The following is a 16,255-nucleotide window of genomic DNA, read 5'->3' on the forward strand; positions in this document are numbered from 1 at the left end:
AAACGACAATGATGGGCGTCGTCTGGTCGCTTCTCGGCATCCTGTCCGGCGCTTTCATTGCCATTCAGGCACCAATCAATTCGCAATTGGCGCGCGATCTCGGTCTTCCGGTCGCGGCGGCGGCATTTTCGTTCCTGTCGGGCGCGATCGTGCTCGGCGTCATCTCCGTCGCGGTGGTGAAGCTGCAGGGCATCTCGCTCGACTGGAAAGCGCCGGCGCCCTGGCTGTTCGTCGCGGGCGGAATGCTCGGCGGCTTCTATGTGACGCTGTCGACGATCCTGACGCCGCGCATCGGCGCCGCCGCGCTGATGGCGTTTCTGGTGGCCGGCCAGTTGCTGGCCGGCATGCTCATCGACCGCGTCGGCTTCCTCGGCGTCGCGGTGCGTGAAATCTCGCTCGGCCGCGTTGCCGGCGCGGTGCTGCTGCTGGCCGGAGCGCTGCTCGTCCGGCTCTACTGATGCGCGTCGACCTCTTTGATTTCGATTTGCCGGAGGAGTGCATCGCGCTTCGTCCGGCGGAGCCGCGCGACAGCGCCAAGATGCTGGTCGTGAAGCCCGGTGAGGGGCTCGACGATCGCACGGTTGGCGACCTGCCATCCTTGCTCAGGGCCGGCGACGTGCTGGTGTTCAACGACACCAAGGTCATTCCGGCGCAGCTCAAAGGCATCAGGCGGCGCGGCGAAGCACAGGCGCAGGTCGAGGCCACGCTGCATATGCGCATGGCACCGGGCCGCTGGCTGGCCTTCATGCGGCCGGGCAAGCGCATTGCCGCCGGCGATCGCATCCATTTCGGCCATGACGGCAATTCGTGTTTCCTCGGCCAGCTTGACGCAACCGTGATCGAGAAAGGCGAGGGCGGTGAGGCGCTGCTTGGCTTCGACCTGTCAGGGCCTTTCCTCGACGAGGCACTGCACGCGGTCGGCCACATTCCGCTGCCGCCCTATATCGCCTCGAAGCGCGACGACGACGAACGCGACCGGGCCGACTACCAGACCATCTATGCCCGCGAGGAAGGCGCCGTCGCGGCACCGACAGCGGGCCTGCATTTCACGCCGGAGCTTTTTGCAGCGCTTGACGCCAAGGGCATCGAACGCCGCTTCGTCACCTTGCATGTCGGCGCCGGTACGTTCCTGCCAGTGAAGGCGGATGACACCACCGACCACAAGATGCATGCCGAGACCGGTTCGGTCAGCGCGGAAACCGCGGACGCGTTGAACGCGGTGAAGGCGAGGGGCGGACGCATCGTCACCGTCGGCACGACCTCGCTGCGCCTGCTGGAAAGTGCCGCGCGCGAGGACGGCACCCTGGTTGCCTGGTCCGGCCCAACCGACATCTTCATCACGCCCGGCTATCGCTTTCGCACCGCCGACATGCTGATAACCAATTTCCATCTGCCGCGCTCGACGCTGTTCATGCTGGTTTCAGCCTTCAGCGGCCTCGACACGATGCGCGCGGCCTATGCGCATGCGATCGAGAACCGCTACAGATTCTATTCCTATGGCGACTCAAGCCTGCTTTATCGAGCGGAGACGAGCGATGGATGATGATCTCAAGAACCTGGACCGCGATGCGCTGATCGCCGAGGTGAAAAAGCTTCGCGCCGGTATTCGTGCGCATCGCGATGCCACCGGCCACGATCTGTGCTGGCATCACCCCGATCTGTGGGATCTCTTGCCGGAGAAGACCGAACCGGCGATCGCCGTGCCGCCTTGGCCAAAATTCATGCGTGGCTGCATCCACTACCGCCAGTCGCTCGACAAGCAGGCTCCGGACGCCCCGGTCCATGACAAGGAATTCAATGGCTAAGCCGTTCAGCTTCAAGGTTCTGGCGACTGACGGCAAGGCGCGGCACGGCGTGATCGACATGCCGCGCGGTGCAATCCGCACGCCGGCCTTCATGCCGGTCGGCACCGGCGGCACCGTCAAGACCATGTACATGGACCAGGTGCGCGGCGTCGGCGCCGACATCATCCTGGGCAACACCTACCATCTGATGCTGCGGCCCGGCGCCGAGCGCGTGGCGCGGCTCGGCGGCTTGCACGAGTTCGCCCGCTGGCCTTATCCGATCTTGACCGACAGCGGCGGTTTTCAGGTGATGTCGCTGTCGAAGCTGAGAAAGCTGACCGAAAAAGGCGTCACCTTCCGCTCGCATATCGACGGCGCCGCCTATGAGATGTCACCGGAGCGCTCGATCGAGATCCAGGGCTTGCTCGATTCCGACATCCAGATGCAGCTCGACGAATGCACGGCGCTGCCGGCCGGGATGAAGGAGATCGAGCGGGCCATGGAGCTGTCGCTTCGCTGGGCCGAGCGCTGCAAGACTGCGTTCGGCGATCAGCCGGGCAAGGCGATGTTCGGCATCGTGCAAGGTGGCGACAACGCGGCACTGCGGGTGCGGTCGGCGCAGGCGTTGAGCGCGCTGGAGCTGAAAGGCTACGCCGTCGGCGGCCTGGCCGTCGGCGAGCCGCAAGCGGTGATGCTCGAGATGCTCGACATCACCTGTCCGGAACTGCCTGATGACAAGCCGCGCTACCTCATGGGCGTCGGCACGCCCGACGATATCCTGAAATCGGTGGCGCGCGGCATCGACATGTTCGATTGCGTGATGCCGACGCGAGCCGGCCGGCATGGCCTTGCCTATACCAGGCGCGGCAAGGTCAATCTGCGCAACGCCCGCCATGCCGACGATCCGCGCCCGCTCGACGAGGAAAGCGACTGCCCGGCCGCGCGGGACTATTCACGCGCCTATCTGCACCATCTCGTGCGCTCGCAGGAGGCGCTCGGCGCCATGCTTCTGACCTGGAACAATCTATCGTATTATCAAAGGCTTATGCAGGACATCCGTGCCGCTATTGGGGCCGGCTCCTTCGAGACGCGCGGCGCGGAAATGACCGAGGGCTGGGCGAGGGGCGATATTCCGGCCCTTTGAAACTCCATTGGCTATGGAAGGCAGTCCTCTGGTCATCCAGCGGCCTCCAAAGCTATGGAGGTGGCGACAACTCCCTTGAATCGTGTAAGCTCCTTGCCGATCTAAGTTTGGCGACGGATGACCTTCTAAGGAATCCAAATGAAAGTTTACGCCATGTCAGCCAATCAAAAAATAAAAACTGCAATCTCAAAAGTGGTCAGAGATAGAATTCACAGCGGCAAAATCCTCGACGTCGTGGTAAACCCCGAAACAAACACGGATGGGGAACGTGTGATTTATGTCTACGTCATATTTGATAATGAGAAGAATCAGATCGATGCGAAAGAGACGATTGGGATAACGCGTCACGTCCGTGATAGCTTGTCCAAGCTTGGTGAGGATAGCTTTCCAGTTTTTTACTATGTCGCAAAATCAGAAGCGGGAAATATAGCTGAAGCCAAGTGATCTCCTTAGCACTGCGAAGCTCTTGGCTACGGCCGGGAAAGGCAAGCCGTCTCAGGTTAATCTGCGACGTTCGGCCAGTAGCACGTATTATGCAATGTTTCACTGCCTGGCTCGCACATGTGCGGATCTTTTGATAGGTGGCAGTGGTTCAGCGCGAAGCAAGCATGCTTGGGTAGAGGTTTATCGCTCGTTGGCGCATGGCACAGCAAAAAGCGCCTGCGAAGACAATAGAACCATGTCGAAATTTCCAGCCTCGATCGAGGATTTTGCAAACAAATTTGTGGAAATGCAGAGGAAGAGGCACGAGGCTGACTATAATCCTTTAACGAAATTTTACAGATCGGATGTTCTTGCGGATATACAAAGTGTCGAGATTGTTATAGCTGCCTTTGGATTGTCTCCTATTGTGGACAGAAGAGCGTTTGCTTCTTGGGTCATTTTTAAGAATATGAAAAAGAACTGAATCTGGATCTCAGGTGCTCAGCGAATTCGAGGCGCGCAGGCTGCAGCCGGTGATCTGGAACGTGCCGTCGGGCTGTTGCTGCAACGTGTAAACAGCTTCGTAGTCCTTGCCATCTGGCCCGACGATCAGCACCTGCTGGACGATCGAACCCGGAGCCGTCTCCTCGACCTTGCCGAAGGAATAGGTCCGCGGCTTGCGCACCGGCGGGTAACCGTTGGTTACCATGTTCATGAATGCGTCGACGGTCGGGAAAATCCGTTTCACATTCGGGGCGGCGAAGCTGTAGGCGGTGGCGCCGTCATTGGCGATGAGGGCCTTTAACTGGCCGTCGATGACAGACTGCCCTGCCTTGATTTCGGCGTCGCCGGCGAACGCCGACGAGACCAGGATGAATGGACCGAACGCGAATGCGAGAAACATGCGGCGCATGGCCTGTCTCCGTTGCCCTCGAAAAGCTGCCTCTCCAGAAAGCCGTTCAGGAGATATCCTAACATACGTGCGACGGTGCTTCACGGTTTCAGCAATGAGGAATATTCATCCCCGCGGTGCTCAAGCCTCTTTCAACGGTGAGCGCCTGTTGGTGCTCCGTGGCAAGCTCCTCCAGCGCTGCATGCCAATGATGCGGCGTAGATCGAGGCCGGGCCGGTTGAGCACAAATTCCAGCGCTTGAAAGCCCGCCTCCAGTCTGCCAGAAGGGCCGCTTGGACTTGGACGTTTAGCGGGACGAAGCCATGAAGGCGTTTTTCGTGCAGATCAAATGCGAACTCGGCAAATCCTATGAGGTTGCCAGTGCGCTTGCCGATGCCGAGATCGCCTCGGAAATCTACTCCACCGCCGGCAACTACGATCTGCTCGCCAAATTCTATGTCGACGACGAGGAAGATGTCGGCCATTTCGTCAACGAGAAGGTGCAGATTCTCCCCGGCATCAAGGACACGTTCACAGTGGTCACGTTCCGCGCTTTCTAGCTGGAAACCCGCTTGCCCGGACACGAGGCAAAGCCTGATTACTGTTATATTTCGGCTGCCTCAATTTTAGGCAGGTGCAACATACTGATCGCCCGTATCTCGCAAATCACCGATTGCGCTTGATTTTCTCCGGCGACGCCAGTGAAATGGCGTCACAGGGGAGTATGCGATTGGCAGCGTTCGATGAAATGCTTCCGGAAGTCTCCGGATTGAGAAGACCGTATTCGGCTTATGATCGCTGGCTGAAAGAGCAGGATCCGGCCAGGCTTACCGAGAAGATGCAGGACGCCGAACGCGTCTTCCGCAAGACCGGCATCACTTTCGCCGTCTATGGCGAGCAGGAAGCCTCCGAGCGGCTGATCCCGTTCGATATCGTTCCCCGCATCATTTCGGGCAATGAGTGGCGGCGCCTCACGCAAGGCATCGAGCAGCGCGTGCAGGCGCTGAACGCCTTCCTCGATGACATCTACCACCGCCAGGAAATCCTGCGCGCCGGGCGCGTTCCAAGGGAATTGATCGCCAAAAACGAGGCATTCCTGCCGGAAATGATCGGGGTCAGGCCGCCGGCCGGCGTCTACACCCACATTATCGGCGTCGACATCGTCCGCATCTCAGAGGACGAATTCTACGTGCTGGAGGACAATGCGCGCACGCCGTCGGGCGTCTCCTACATGCTGGAGAACCGCGAGACGATGATGCAGCTGTTCCCCGAGCTGTTCCAGAAAATCAAGGTGCGGCCGGTGGAAAACTACCCGCAGCTTCTGCGCCAGTCGCTGGCGGCAGTGCGGCCGCAGAGCACCAAGGGCGCGCCGACGATTGCGGTGTTGACGCCAGGCAGCTTCAACTCCGCCTATTTCGAACACGCCTTCCTGGCCGACCAGATGGGCGTGCAGCTGGTCGAAGGCCAGGATCTGCGGGTCGTCGACGGTCATGTCGCGATGCGCACGACCGAAGGCTACAAGCAGATCGATGTGCTGTACCGCCGCGTCGACGATTCGTTCCTCGACCCGCTGACCTTCCGGCCTGACTCTACACTTGGCATACCCGGCATCATGGATGTGTACCGTGCCGGCAACATCACCATCGCCAATGCGCCGGGCACCGGCATCGCCGACGACAAGGCGATCTATTCCTACATGCCCGAGATCATCGAGTTCTACACCGGCCGCAAGGCAATCCTCGGCAACATCCCGACCTGGCGCTGCTCGGAGCCGGATAGCCTGAAATATGTGCTCGAGCACATCGACGAGCTGGTGATCAAGGAAGTGCATGGTTCCGGCGGCTACGGCATGCTGGTCGGGCCGGCGGCGACCAAGAAGGAATGCGAGACCTTCGCCAAGAAATTGGCGGCCAAGCCCTCGAATTATATCGCCCAGCCGACGTTGGCGCTGTCGACATGTCCGATCCTGACGGAAAAGGGGCTGGCGCCGCGCCACGTCGACCTCAGACCCTATGTGCTGGTCTCCGACCGCATCCAGATCGTCCCCGGCGGGCTGACCCGTGTCGCGCTGAAGGAAGGCTCGCTGGTCGTCAATTCCTCGCAAGGCGGCGGGACGAAGGATACGTGGGTGCTGGATGATTAGTGCAGTGAATAGTGAATAGTGAATAGTGAATAGTGAATAGTGAATAGTGAATAGTGAATGGTAGAATGGTCAATGGTCAGATGCCTGGATGCAAGGGGACGGCGTATATGAGGTTCTACCTGTGTCGATCCACTATTCACCATTCACCATTCACCATTCACCGGCTCGCCTGACATGCTTCTAGGCCGCACCGCCAACGGGCTTTACTGGATGAACCGCTACATAGAGCGGGCCGAGAATATGGCTCGGCTGGTCGATGCCGGTCTGCGCATGGCGCTGACCCGCACCCAGAGCGCGTCGGAAGAGTGGAATTCGGTGCTGCTCAGCGCCGGCTCCGACGTCACCTTCAGCCAGAAATACTCTGACTATACCGCCGCGAATGTTGCCGACTTCCTGCTGCGCGACACGTCGAACCCGTCGAGCACGATGGCGGCGATCGAGACGGCCCGCAACAATGCCCGCATGGTGCGCACGGCGCTGACGCGCGAGACATGGGAGAGCATCAACGAAGCCTGGATGTCGCTGAAGCGGATGCTGGCAAGGCCGATCGACGAGCGCGACCTGCCCAGCGTGCTCGACGCTATCAAGCGCGAGACGGCGCTGATCCGCGGCTCGTTCTATGGCACCATGCTGCGCAACGAGATCTTCGATTTCTCGCAGCTCGGCACCTATGTCGAGCGCGCCGACAACACGGCGCGCATCCTCGACGTGAAATACTATGTGCTCTTGCCGTCGATCTCCTGGGTCGGCTCGACGCTCGACAACTACCAGTGGGAATCGATCCTGCGCTCGGTGTCGGCGCATCGCTCCTATCGCTGGGTCTACGACGCCGACTACAAGCCGACCAACATTGCCGACTATCTGATCCTCAATGTCCGCATGCCGCGTTCGCTGACCTTCTGCTATCGCTTCCTGTCGGAGCATCTGAAGTTCCTCGGCGACGATTACGGCGAACGCCATGCCTGCCACGCAACGGCCGAGAAGACGCAGACAATGCTGAGAGCCGGGTCGATCAAGGATATTTTCGATGCCGGCCTGCATGAATTCCTGGCCAATTTCATTCGCGACAACACCAAGCTCGGTGACGAGATCGCGCAGGACTACCGGTTCAATTGAGCATGGCTCCGAAAAGTGGGACAAGATCATGCTCACAAGCGGGACATAGCGCATGCGGCTGAAGATCACCCACCGGACGGAATACCGCTACGATGCGCCGGTGCACTATCTGTTGCAGCGGCTGCGGCTGCTTCCGGTCAGCGGATCGACGCAGACCGTTCTGTCCTGGGCTCTGACCATCGAAGGCGCGCGCGAAGAGGTTCGCTTTGTCGACCATTTCGGCAACGACACCAGACTGTTGAGCGTCGAGGGCGAGCGCGACTTCATCACGGTGGAAGCATCGGGCGAAGTGGTGACGCGCGACACCGCGGGCGTTTCCGGGCCACACCAGGGTTTTACGCCGCTCTGGCTGTACAGCCATGAAACGCCATTGACGGCGATCGGCGGCGGTGTTCGCGAACTCGCCTCATCTGTCGGCAAGGGCACCGACATCGAAAGGCTGCACCGGCTGATGGCCGTCATCGGCGAGCGCGTCGCCTACACGCCCGGCACCACCAATGCAACGACGCCTGCGGAGGAAGCCTTGGCGCTCAAGACCGGTGTCTGCCAGGATCACACCCATATCTTTGCCGCCGCGGCGCGCGCCATGGGCTTTCCGGCCCGCTATGTCAGCGGCTATCTGATGCTGGACGCGACGGTCGAGCAGGCCGCAAGCCATGCCTGGGCCGAAGCGCATGTTTCGGGTCTCGGCTGGGTTGCCTTCGATGCCGCCAATGGCATTTCGCCTGACGAGCGCTATGTGAAGGTGGCAACCGGCCGCGATTACCGCGACGCCACGCCGGTGTCGGGAATTCGGCTGGGACAGGCGGAAGAAGAGCTTGCGGTCACCGTCACGGTGGAGCAGTAATCCTTCGCAAGATTGCCGCCAGAAGAGATTCCATGACTTATTGCGTTGGCCTGAAGATCGATCGCGGGCTCGTGTTCATGTCCGACACGCGCACCAATGCCGGCATGGATTCGATTTCCACCTTCCGCAAGATGCATGTCTGGGAGCAGCCGGGCGAGCGCGTCGTCGTTTTGATGTCGGCCGGCAACCTGGCGACGACGCAGGCCGTGGTCAGCCTGCTTGACGAACGCACCAAGGCAATTGCCGACCGTCATGCCACGCTTCTGGAAACGCCGTCGATGTATCAGACGGTGCGGATGGTCGGCGACACGGTCAAGGAAGTCATCGCCAGTTCGTCGCCCGCGGGCGAGAAGGCGGATTCCTACTTCAATGCCTCCTTCATCCTCGGCGGCCAGATCAAGGGCAGCGAGCCGCGCCTGTTCATGATCTATCCCGAAGGCAATTTCATCGAATCGACCGATGACACGCCGTTCTTCCAGATCGGCGAGACCAAATACGGCAAGCCGATCATCATCCGCGCCTATGAAAAGACGATGAGCTTCGCCGAGACGGTGAAACTGCTGCTGGTATCGTTCGATTCGACGTTGAAGTCGAACCTGTCCGTCGGCCTGCCGCTCGACCTGCTCTTCCTGGAGAAGGACGCTTTCAAGGTCGGGTTGAAGAAGCGGATCGCGCATGACGACCAGTATTACCGCACGATCTCGGACGGCTGGTCGAATGCGCTGAAGACGGCTTTTGCCAGCCTGCCGGATTTCCCTGGCTGAGGCGTGCCGCATACGCTGGCGGTTGCATATATTTCACGCGTTAAATAATAAGAGGCCAGCCGCGACGGATGGCGGCGAGGGATCATGTCGGGAGGACAGGATGAACAACGATGAGTTCCGGCAATGGTCGCGGCGCGCCGCCGACTGGGGCGCCGACTACCGCAGCACGCTGCGCGAGCAGCCAGTGCGGCCACTGGTCGAGCCCGGCGACATCTTTAGAAGCATAGGGGCGTCACCACCCGAAGACGCCGAACCGATGGACCAGATCTTCGCCGACTTCGAAGAGAAGATTTTGCCGGGGATGACGCATTGGCAGCATCCGCGCTTCTTCGCCTATTTCCCGGCCAATGCGGCGCCGGTCTCGGTGGTGGCGGAATATCTGGTTTCGGCGATGGCCGCGCAATGCATGCTTTGGCAGACGTCGCCTGCGGCAACCGAGCTCGAAACACGCACCGTCGATTGGATGCGCCAGGCGCTCGGCCTGCCGGAAGGGTTTTCCGGGGTGATCCAGGATTCAGCCTCGTCGGCGACGCTGGCCGCGGTGCTGACCATGCGTGAACGGGCGTTGGACTGGCAAGGCAACAAACAAGGGTTGGCCGGGCAGGCGCGGCTGCGCATCTATTCCTCCGACCAGGTGCACACCTCCATCGATCGGGCGATCTGGATTTCCGGCATCGGCGAGGACAATCTCGTGCGCATTCCTGTCGGCGGCCGTTTTCGCGCCATGGACACGGCAGCGCTCGAGGCGGCAATCGTCGCCGACCGCGAGGCCGGTATGCAGCCGGCCGGCATCATCGCTTGCGTCGGCGGCACCAGCACTGGCGGCACGGATGATATCCTTGGCGTCGCCGCGGTGGCGCAGCGGCACGGGCTTTATCTGCATGTCGATGCTGCCTGGGCCGGCTCGGCGATGATCTGCCCGGAGTACCGGCGTTTCTGGGCTGGTGTCGAGCGGGCGGATTCCATCGTCTTCAACCCGCACAAATGGCTGGGCGCGCAGTTCGACTGCTCGATGCAGTTCATCCGCCGGCCGGAGGATCTTGTTCGCACCCTGGCGATCAAGCCTGAATTCCTGAAGACGCATGGCCGCGACGGCATCATCAACTATTCCGAATGGTCGGTGCCGCTCGGCCGCCGCTTTCGCGCGCTGAAATTGTGGTTCCTGCTGCGCGCGCATGGGCTGGAAAACCTGCGCGCAATGATCCGCAATCATGTCGCCTGGAGCGAAAGGCTTGCCGCGCGGCTGGCAAGGGAGCCGGATTTCGAGATCGTCAGCGAACCGATGCTGTCCCTGTTCTCGTTCCGGCACAAGGCAATAACCGACGCGGAGGCGGACGAGCACAATCTGCGGCTGGTCAATGCGATCAACGATGATGGCCGCATCTACCTGACGCAGACGAGGGTCGATGGGCAGGTCGCAATCCGTTTCCAGGTCGGCCAGTTCGAAGCGACCGCCGCCGATATCGATATGGCTTTCACCGTCATCATGGAAATAGCGCGCGGTGTGGCCTGATCAGGTCCAGTCGGGATTGCGTTGGCGTTTGCCTTTGCAATCATATGCATTTCATTAGCCGGCTTACGCCTTTTCATTGGTTTCGTTTTCGACTATAGACAAGAAAAACGAAAACGGGAGGTTGTCCTATGTATCTGTCGCCACGCCATGCCGAAATTATCCAGATGGCCAAGGATCATGGTCGGGTGCTGGTCGAGGATCTGGCCACACATTTCAACGTGACGCCGCAGACCATACGCAAGGATCTCAACGACCTGTGCGACCAGAGGCTGCTTTCGCGCATCCATGGCGGCGCGTTGTTCCCGTCCGGCATCGAGAACATGGAGTACGAGGCCAGGCGCAAGATCGCCGCCGACGAGAAGGAGGCGATCGGCCGGGCGGCCGCCAGGCTGATCCCCGACAACGCCTCGCTGTTCATCAACATCGGCACCACGACAGAGTCGGTCAGCAAGGCGCTGCTCGATCACAGCGGCCTCATGGTCATCACCAATAACATCAATGTTGCCAATAGGATGCGGATATATCCGTCGATCGAGGTTGTGATTGCGGGTGGCGTTGTGCGCGGCTCCGATGGCGGCGTCGTCGGTGAAGCGGCGGTCGACTTCATCAGGCAATTCAAGGTCGACTATGCGGTGATCGGCGCCTCGGCGATCGACCATGACGGCGCCTTGCTGGACTTCGATTTCCGCGAGGTCAAAGTGGCGCAGGCGATCATCGCCAATGCAAGGCATGTCATCCTGGTTTCCGATCAGACCAAATTCGAGCGAACCGCACCGGTGCGCATCGGCCACCTGTCGCAGGTCAACACCTTCATCACCGACCGTTGCGACATCCCGTCGGTGCGCAAAATCTGCCAGGAGGCCGAGGTTCAACTGATCGAGACGTCGCTCTCCTAGGCGGTTTCAGCTTGGCACCACACGCTCGTGATATTTCGTTTGACATTCGTTATGATTTCGAAATAATTCCGACACGGTTTCGTAAAGGCCAAAAATGGTGCAATGCGAAATCGCTGGAGGAATTTGTGGAAGCATCTCCGATCCATGACATTTTCGTCATAGGCGGCGGCATCAATGGCTGCGGCATTGCCCGCGATGCTGTCGGGCGTGGCTTTTCCGTCTTCCTCGCCGAGATGAACGACCTCGCCAGCGGAACCTCCTCGGGCTCGACCAAATTGATCCATGGCGGCCTGCGCTACCTCGAATTCTACGAATTCCGCCTGGTGCGCGAGGCGCTGATGGAACGCGAGGTTCTGTGGAAGAACGCGCCGCATATCATCTGGCCGATGCGCTTCGTGCTGCCCTATGCCAAGGGCCTGCGCCCGGCCTGGCTGATCAGGCTCGGTCTTTTTCTCTACGACCATATTGGCGGGCGCAAATTGCTGCCGGCAACCAGGACGCTGGACATGGCCAAGGACCCGGCCGGCAAGCCTTTGAAGCCATTGTTCAAGAAGGCTTTCGAATATTCGGACGGCTGGGTCAACGATGCGCGGCTGGTGGCGCTGAACGCGCGTGATGCCGCCGATCGCGGCGCGACGGTCCGCACCCGAACGAAAGTGATCGGCGCGCGACGCGAAAACGGGTTGTGGACGATCCGGATCGAGGACCTGCAGACCGGCAAGACCGAAGAGATCAAGGCGCGACTGCTGGTCAATGCCGCCGGGCCCTGGGTCGATCATGTGCTTTCCGGCGTCGTCGGCCTCAACGATGTGCACAATGTCCGCCTCGTGCAGGGCAGCCACATCGTCATTGCCAAGAAGTTCGACGATCCGCGCGCCTATTTCTTCCAGAACCGGGATGGCCGCATCATCTTCGCCATTCCCTACGAGGAAGAGTTCACCCTGATCGGCACCACGGACCAGGATTACCCCGGCGATCCGCATGACGTGAAGATCAGCGACACCGAGATCGATTACCTCTGCGCCGCGGCAAGCGAATATTTCGCGCAACCAGTCAAGCGCTCGGACATCGTCTGGACCTATTCGGCCGTTCGTCCGCTCTATGATGACGGTGCTTCCAAGGCGCAGGAAGCGACACGCGACTATGTGCTCAAGGCCGATGGCGGCGAGGGCGCAGCTCCGATCGTCAATGCTTTCGGCGGCAAGATCACCACCTATCGCCGGCTGTCGGAATCGATGCTGGAAAAGATCGAGGGTTTTCTCGGCAAGCGCGGCAAGCCATGGACGGCAAACGCGCCGCTGCCGGGCGGCGATTTCCCGGCCACCGGTTTCGATGCCGAAGTGGCGAAACTAAAAACCGCCTATCCGTTTCTTGACGCGCGCCTGGCTCGCCGGCTGACAAGGCTCTACGGCACCCGCGCAAGGATGCTGCTGGGGCTGGCCAAATCGAATGCTGATCTGGGCCGCAACTTCGGCGCCGATCTTTTTGAGGCCGAGGTGCGCTATCTCGTTCAAAACGAATGGGCTGTCACCGCCGAAGATGTATTGTGGCGGCGGACCAAGCGCGGTCTGCATCTCAGCCGCGAGCAGGTGGCGGCGCTCGATGAATTCATGCACGGCATAAGCCGGCGACATGTCGCGGCCGCCGAATGAAGAGGGTTTTGAACTGATGTGGAAGGCCTGGGAGGAGGCGTCATGCTGGAACTGAGAAACGTCACCAAGACGATTGGTGCGGTCGAGCATATCCGCGACGTGTCGCTGACGCTCAAGCATGGCTCGCTCAACGTCCTGCTTGGACCCACGCTCTCCGGCAAGACCAGCCTGATGCGGCTGATGGCCGGCCTCGATGTGCCGACCTCCGGTTCGATCTGGTTCGACGGCCAGAATGTCACCGGCGTGCCGGTGCAGAAGCGCAAGATCGCCATGGTCTACCAGCAGTTCATCAACTATCCGGCGATGACCGTCTACGAGAACATCGCCTCGCCGCTCAGGGTGGCCGGCACCGATCAGGCGAAGATCGACAAGGAAGTGCGCAATGCCGCCGCACTTCTCAAGCTGACACCCTATCTCGACCGCACGCCGCTGAGCCTGTCCGGCGGCCAGCAGCAGCGCACCGCACTGGCGCGTGCCATCGTCAAGAACGCCAGCCTGGTGCTGCTCGACGAGCCGCTTGCCAATCTCGACTACAAATTGCGCGAGGAACTGCGCGCCGAACTGCCGAGGATTTTTGCCGCCACCGGCACCATCTTCGTCTATGCCACGACCGAGCCGCACGAAGCGCTGCTGCTCGGCGGCAATACGGCGACACTTTCCGAAGGACGCATCACCCAGTTCGGCCCGACAATCGACGTGTTCCGCAAGCCGGTCGATCTGGTGACGGCCAGGACTTTCGCCGACCCGCCGCTCAACACCATCGTGCTGGCCAAGAAGGGTCCGGACTTTTTACTCGAAGGCGGCGTCAAGCTGCCGGTGCCGGCCGAACTCGTCGGCATTGCCGATGCGAACTATACGGTCGGCTTCCAGCCGCACCATCTTTCGCTCGAACGGCCCAATGCCTTGGCCGTGCCGGTACGGGCGAAGGTCACCATCACCGAGATCACCGGGTCGGAGAGCTTCATCCATCTCGACTTCGCCGATGCGCGCTGGGTCATGCTGACCCACGGTATCCTCGATTTCGAGACTGACGCCGCGATCGACGTGTTTATCGACCCGCGTCACATTATGGTCTTCGACGGGCAAGGCCGCGCCGTAAGCGCACCGAAGCTGGCGGCATAGGAGAGCGATATGGCGCGCATCGACGTCAATCACATCCGCCACTCCTACCTGCCGAACCCGCGGACGGATGCCGATTTTGCGCTCAAGGAAGTGCATCACATCTTCGAGGATGGCGGCGCCTATGCGCTGCTCGGGCCCTCGGGTTGCGGCAAGACCACGCTGCTCAACATCATTTCGGGATTGCTTCATCCCTCGCATGGCCAGTTGCTGTTCAACGGCAAGGACGTGACCAAACTGTCGACGCAGGAGCGCAACATCGCGCAGGTGTTCCAGTTCCCGGTCATCTACGACACCATGACCGTCTACGACAATCTGGCCTTCCCGCTGCGCAATCGTGGCGTGCCGGAAGCCGATGTCGACCGCAAGGTGCGCGAAACGCTGGAGATGATCGACCTGGCGTCGTGGGCGAAGAAGAAGGCGAGGGGACTGACCGCCGACCAGAAGCAGAAGATCTCGCTCGGCCGCGGACTGGTGCGCTCGGATGTCAACGCCATTCTGTTCGACGAGCCGCTGACCGTCATCGATCCGCATATGAAGTGGGTGCTGCGCTCGCAATTGAAGCAGCTGCACCGCCGCTTTGGCTACACCATGGTCTACGTCACGCACGACCAGACCGAGGCGCTGACCTTCGCCGACCAGGTCGTGGTGATGTATGATGGCGGCATCGTGCAGATCGGCACGCCGGCGGAACTATTCGAACGACCGCGCCATACGTTTGTCGGTTATTTCATCGGCTCGCCCGGCATGAACGTCATGCCGGTGGCGATCGACGGCAAGACGGCGAAGCTTGGGGCGCAGCGGATCGAACTGCCGGGCGCACCCAAGGCAGCCAGTGGCGCCATAGAGCTTGGCATACGTCCCGAATATGTCCGGCTCGGCCGCGACGGCATGGCCGTACAAGTCAGCAAGATCGAGGATCTCGGCCGCCACAAGGTGGTGCGCGCGAAGCTTGAAGGCCGCGAGATCGCTGCCGTGATTGGCGAGGACGAAACCGTCCCCGCTGAACCAAAAGTGCGGTTCGACCCGGCCGGCATCAACATCTATGCCGATTCCTGGCTGGTTGAGATGGCGCGCGTCGAGATGGGGGCATAGATGGAAAAGACCTGGAACAACAAAGCCTGGTTCCTGGTGCTGCCGGTGCTGGTGCTGGTGGCGTTCTCGGCGGTCATCCCGCTGATGACGGTCGTCAACTATTCGGTGCAGGACACTTTCGGCAACAACGTCTTCTTCTGGGCCGGCACCGAGTGGTTCGAGGAGCTGCTCTCTTCCAGCCGCTTCTGGGAGGCGATGGTCCGCAACCTGATCTTCTCCTTTATTATCCTTGCCATCGAAGTGCCGCTCGGCATCTTCATCGCGCTCAACATGCCGAAAAAGGGCTGGGGTGTGCCAGTCTGCCTGGTGCTGATGGCGCTGCCGCTGCTGATCCCGTGGAACGTCGTCGGCACCATCTGGCAGGTTTTTGGGCGCAACGACATCGGCCTGCTCGGCTATTACGTCAATGCGCTCGGCATCGACTACAACTACGTGCAGGATTCGTTCGACGCCTGGGTCACCGTCATCATCATGGATGTTTGGCATTGGACCAGCCTCGTCGTGCTGCTCTGCTATGCCGGCCTGGTCTCCATTCCGGATGCCTTCTATCAGGCGGCCAAGATCGACGGTGCCTCGCGCTGGGCGGTGTTCCGCTACATCCAGCTGCCGAAGATGAACCGGGTGCTGCTGATCGCCGTGCTGCTGCGCTTCATGGACAGCTTCATGATCTACACCGAACCCTTCGTGGTGACGGGCGGCGGTCCCGGCAACTCGACGACGTTCCTGTCGATCGACCTCGTCAAGACGGCGCTCGGCCAGTTCGACCTCGGGCCGGCCGCGGCCATGTCGCTGGTCTACTTCCTCATCGTCCTTCTGCTGTCATGGGTGTTTTACACCGTGATGACCAACTACGACGCGGAGCGCTGA

Annotated in this window: 17 protein-coding genes; 16 read left to right on the forward strand and 1 reads right to left on the reverse strand. The window is 60.7% G+C overall.

Annotated elements, in window-relative coordinates:
• Nucleotides 1-8 precede the first annotated feature (8 nt).
• The 5 genes from NKG99_RS25935 (at nt 9) to NKG99_RS25955 (ending at nt 3,372) form a co-directional block, all read left to right on the forward strand.
• Nucleotides 9-458, forward strand: coding sequence for a DMT family transporter (locus tag NKG99_RS25935; RefSeq protein WP_352871748.1), 450 nt, complete (start codon nt 9-11; stop codon nt 456-458).
• Nucleotides 458-1,543, forward strand: coding sequence for a tRNA preQ1(34) S-adenosylmethionine ribosyltransferase-isomerase QueA (gene queA, locus NKG99_RS25940; protein WP_352871749.1), 1,086 nt, complete (start codon nt 458-460; stop codon nt 1,541-1,543). The genes NKG99_RS25935 and queA overlap by 1 nt, the downstream gene beginning before the upstream one ends.
• Nucleotides 1,536-1,805, forward strand: a complete 270-nt coding sequence (locus NKG99_RS25945) for a hypothetical protein (protein WP_352871751.1) — start codon at nt 1,536-1,538, stop codon at nt 1,803-1,805. Before queA ends, NKG99_RS25945 begins: the two co-directional genes overlap by 8 nt.
• A complete protein-coding gene (gene tgt / locus NKG99_RS25950; protein WP_352871753.1) occupies nt 1,798-2,928 on the forward strand; it encodes a tRNA guanosine(34) transglycosylase Tgt in 1,131 nt (376 codons plus the stop codon). The genes NKG99_RS25945 and tgt overlap by 8 nt, the downstream gene beginning before the upstream one ends.
• Nucleotides 2,929-3,066: 138 nt before the next feature.
• Nucleotides 3,067-3,372 (forward strand): hypothetical protein, encoded by a 306-nt coding sequence (locus NKG99_RS25955; RefSeq protein ID WP_352871755.1) that lies wholly within the window; start codon nt 3,067-3,069, stop codon nt 3,370-3,372.
• A gap of 472 nt (nt 3,373-3,844) precedes the next feature.
• On the opposite strand, the gene NKG99_RS25960 is transcribed toward NKG99_RS25955, so the two are convergent.
• Nucleotides 3,845-4,264 carry a DUF4864 domain-containing protein gene (locus NKG99_RS25960; protein WP_352871756.1) on the reverse strand — a complete coding sequence of 140 codons (420 nt, stop codon included), beginning with the start codon at nt 4,262-4,264 and terminating at the stop codon, nt 3,845-3,847.
• A 302-nt stretch (nt 4,265-4,566) separates the two neighbouring features.
• Here NKG99_RS25960 and NKG99_RS25965 point away from each other — a divergent pair, with 302 nt between their 5' ends.
• The 11 genes from NKG99_RS25965 (at nt 4,567) to NKG99_RS26015 (ending at nt 16,255) form a co-directional block, all read left to right on the forward strand.
• On the forward strand, nt 4,567-4,803 hold the full coding sequence (locus tag NKG99_RS25965; protein WP_010909609.1) for an Lrp/AsnC family transcriptional regulator: 237 nt from the start codon (nt 4,567-4,569) through the stop codon (nt 4,801-4,803).
• 170 nt (nt 4,804-4,973) lie between these two features.
• Entirely contained in the window at nt 4,974-6,386 is a 1,413-nt protein-coding gene (locus tag NKG99_RS25970; RefSeq protein WP_352871759.1) for a circularly permuted type 2 ATP-grasp protein, read from the forward strand.
• Nucleotides 6,387-6,560: 174 nt separating this feature from the next.
• Nucleotides 6,561-7,502, forward strand: coding sequence for an alpha-E domain-containing protein (locus NKG99_RS25975; protein WP_352871761.1), 942 nt, complete (start codon nt 6,561-6,563; stop codon nt 7,500-7,502).
• Between the two features lie 52 nt (nt 7,503-7,554).
• Entirely contained in the window at nt 7,555-8,349 is a 795-nt protein-coding gene (locus tag NKG99_RS25980) for a transglutaminase family protein (RefSeq protein WP_352871762.1), read from the forward strand.
• 32 nt (nt 8,350-8,381) lie between these two features.
• Nucleotides 8,382-9,113: a proteasome-type protease gene (locus tag NKG99_RS25985; RefSeq protein ID WP_352871764.1), complete on the forward strand. Its 732-nt coding sequence runs from the start codon at nt 8,382-8,384 to the stop codon at nt 9,111-9,113.
• Between the two features lie 100 nt (nt 9,114-9,213).
• Nucleotides 9,214-10,626, forward strand: coding sequence for a pyridoxal phosphate-dependent decarboxylase family protein (locus tag NKG99_RS25990; protein WP_352871766.1), 1,413 nt, complete (start codon nt 9,214-9,216; stop codon nt 10,624-10,626).
• A 128-nt stretch (nt 10,627-10,754) separates the two neighbouring features.
• On the forward strand, nt 10,755-11,522 hold the full coding sequence (locus tag NKG99_RS25995) for a DeoR/GlpR family DNA-binding transcription regulator (protein WP_352871767.1): 768 nt from the start codon (nt 10,755-10,757) through the stop codon (nt 11,520-11,522).
• A 125-nt stretch (nt 11,523-11,647) separates the two neighbouring features.
• Nucleotides 11,648-13,174 carry a glycerol-3-phosphate dehydrogenase gene (gene glpD, locus NKG99_RS26000; RefSeq protein ID WP_352871768.1) on the forward strand — a complete coding sequence of 509 codons (1,527 nt, stop codon included), beginning with the start codon at nt 11,648-11,650 and terminating at the stop codon, nt 13,172-13,174.
• A 42-nt stretch (nt 13,175-13,216) separates the two neighbouring features.
• Nucleotides 13,217-14,296, forward strand: coding sequence for an ABC transporter ATP-binding protein (locus tag NKG99_RS26005; RefSeq protein ID WP_352871770.1), 1,080 nt, complete (start codon nt 13,217-13,219; stop codon nt 14,294-14,296).
• Nucleotides 14,297-14,305: 9 nt separating this feature from the next.
• Nucleotides 14,306-15,388 (forward strand): ABC transporter ATP-binding protein, encoded by a 1,083-nt coding sequence (locus tag NKG99_RS26010; RefSeq protein ID WP_352871772.1) that lies wholly within the window; start codon nt 14,306-14,308, stop codon nt 15,386-15,388.
• On the forward strand, nt 15,389-16,255 hold the full coding sequence (locus tag NKG99_RS26015; protein ID WP_023759298.1) for a carbohydrate ABC transporter permease: 867 nt from the start codon (nt 15,389-15,391) through the stop codon (nt 16,253-16,255).

Origin of the sequence: Mesorhizobium sp. M1409 (assembly GCF_040317535.1) — a bacterium.
Classification (GTDB): Bacteria; Pseudomonadota; Alphaproteobacteria; order Rhizobiales; family Rhizobiaceae; genus Mesorhizobium.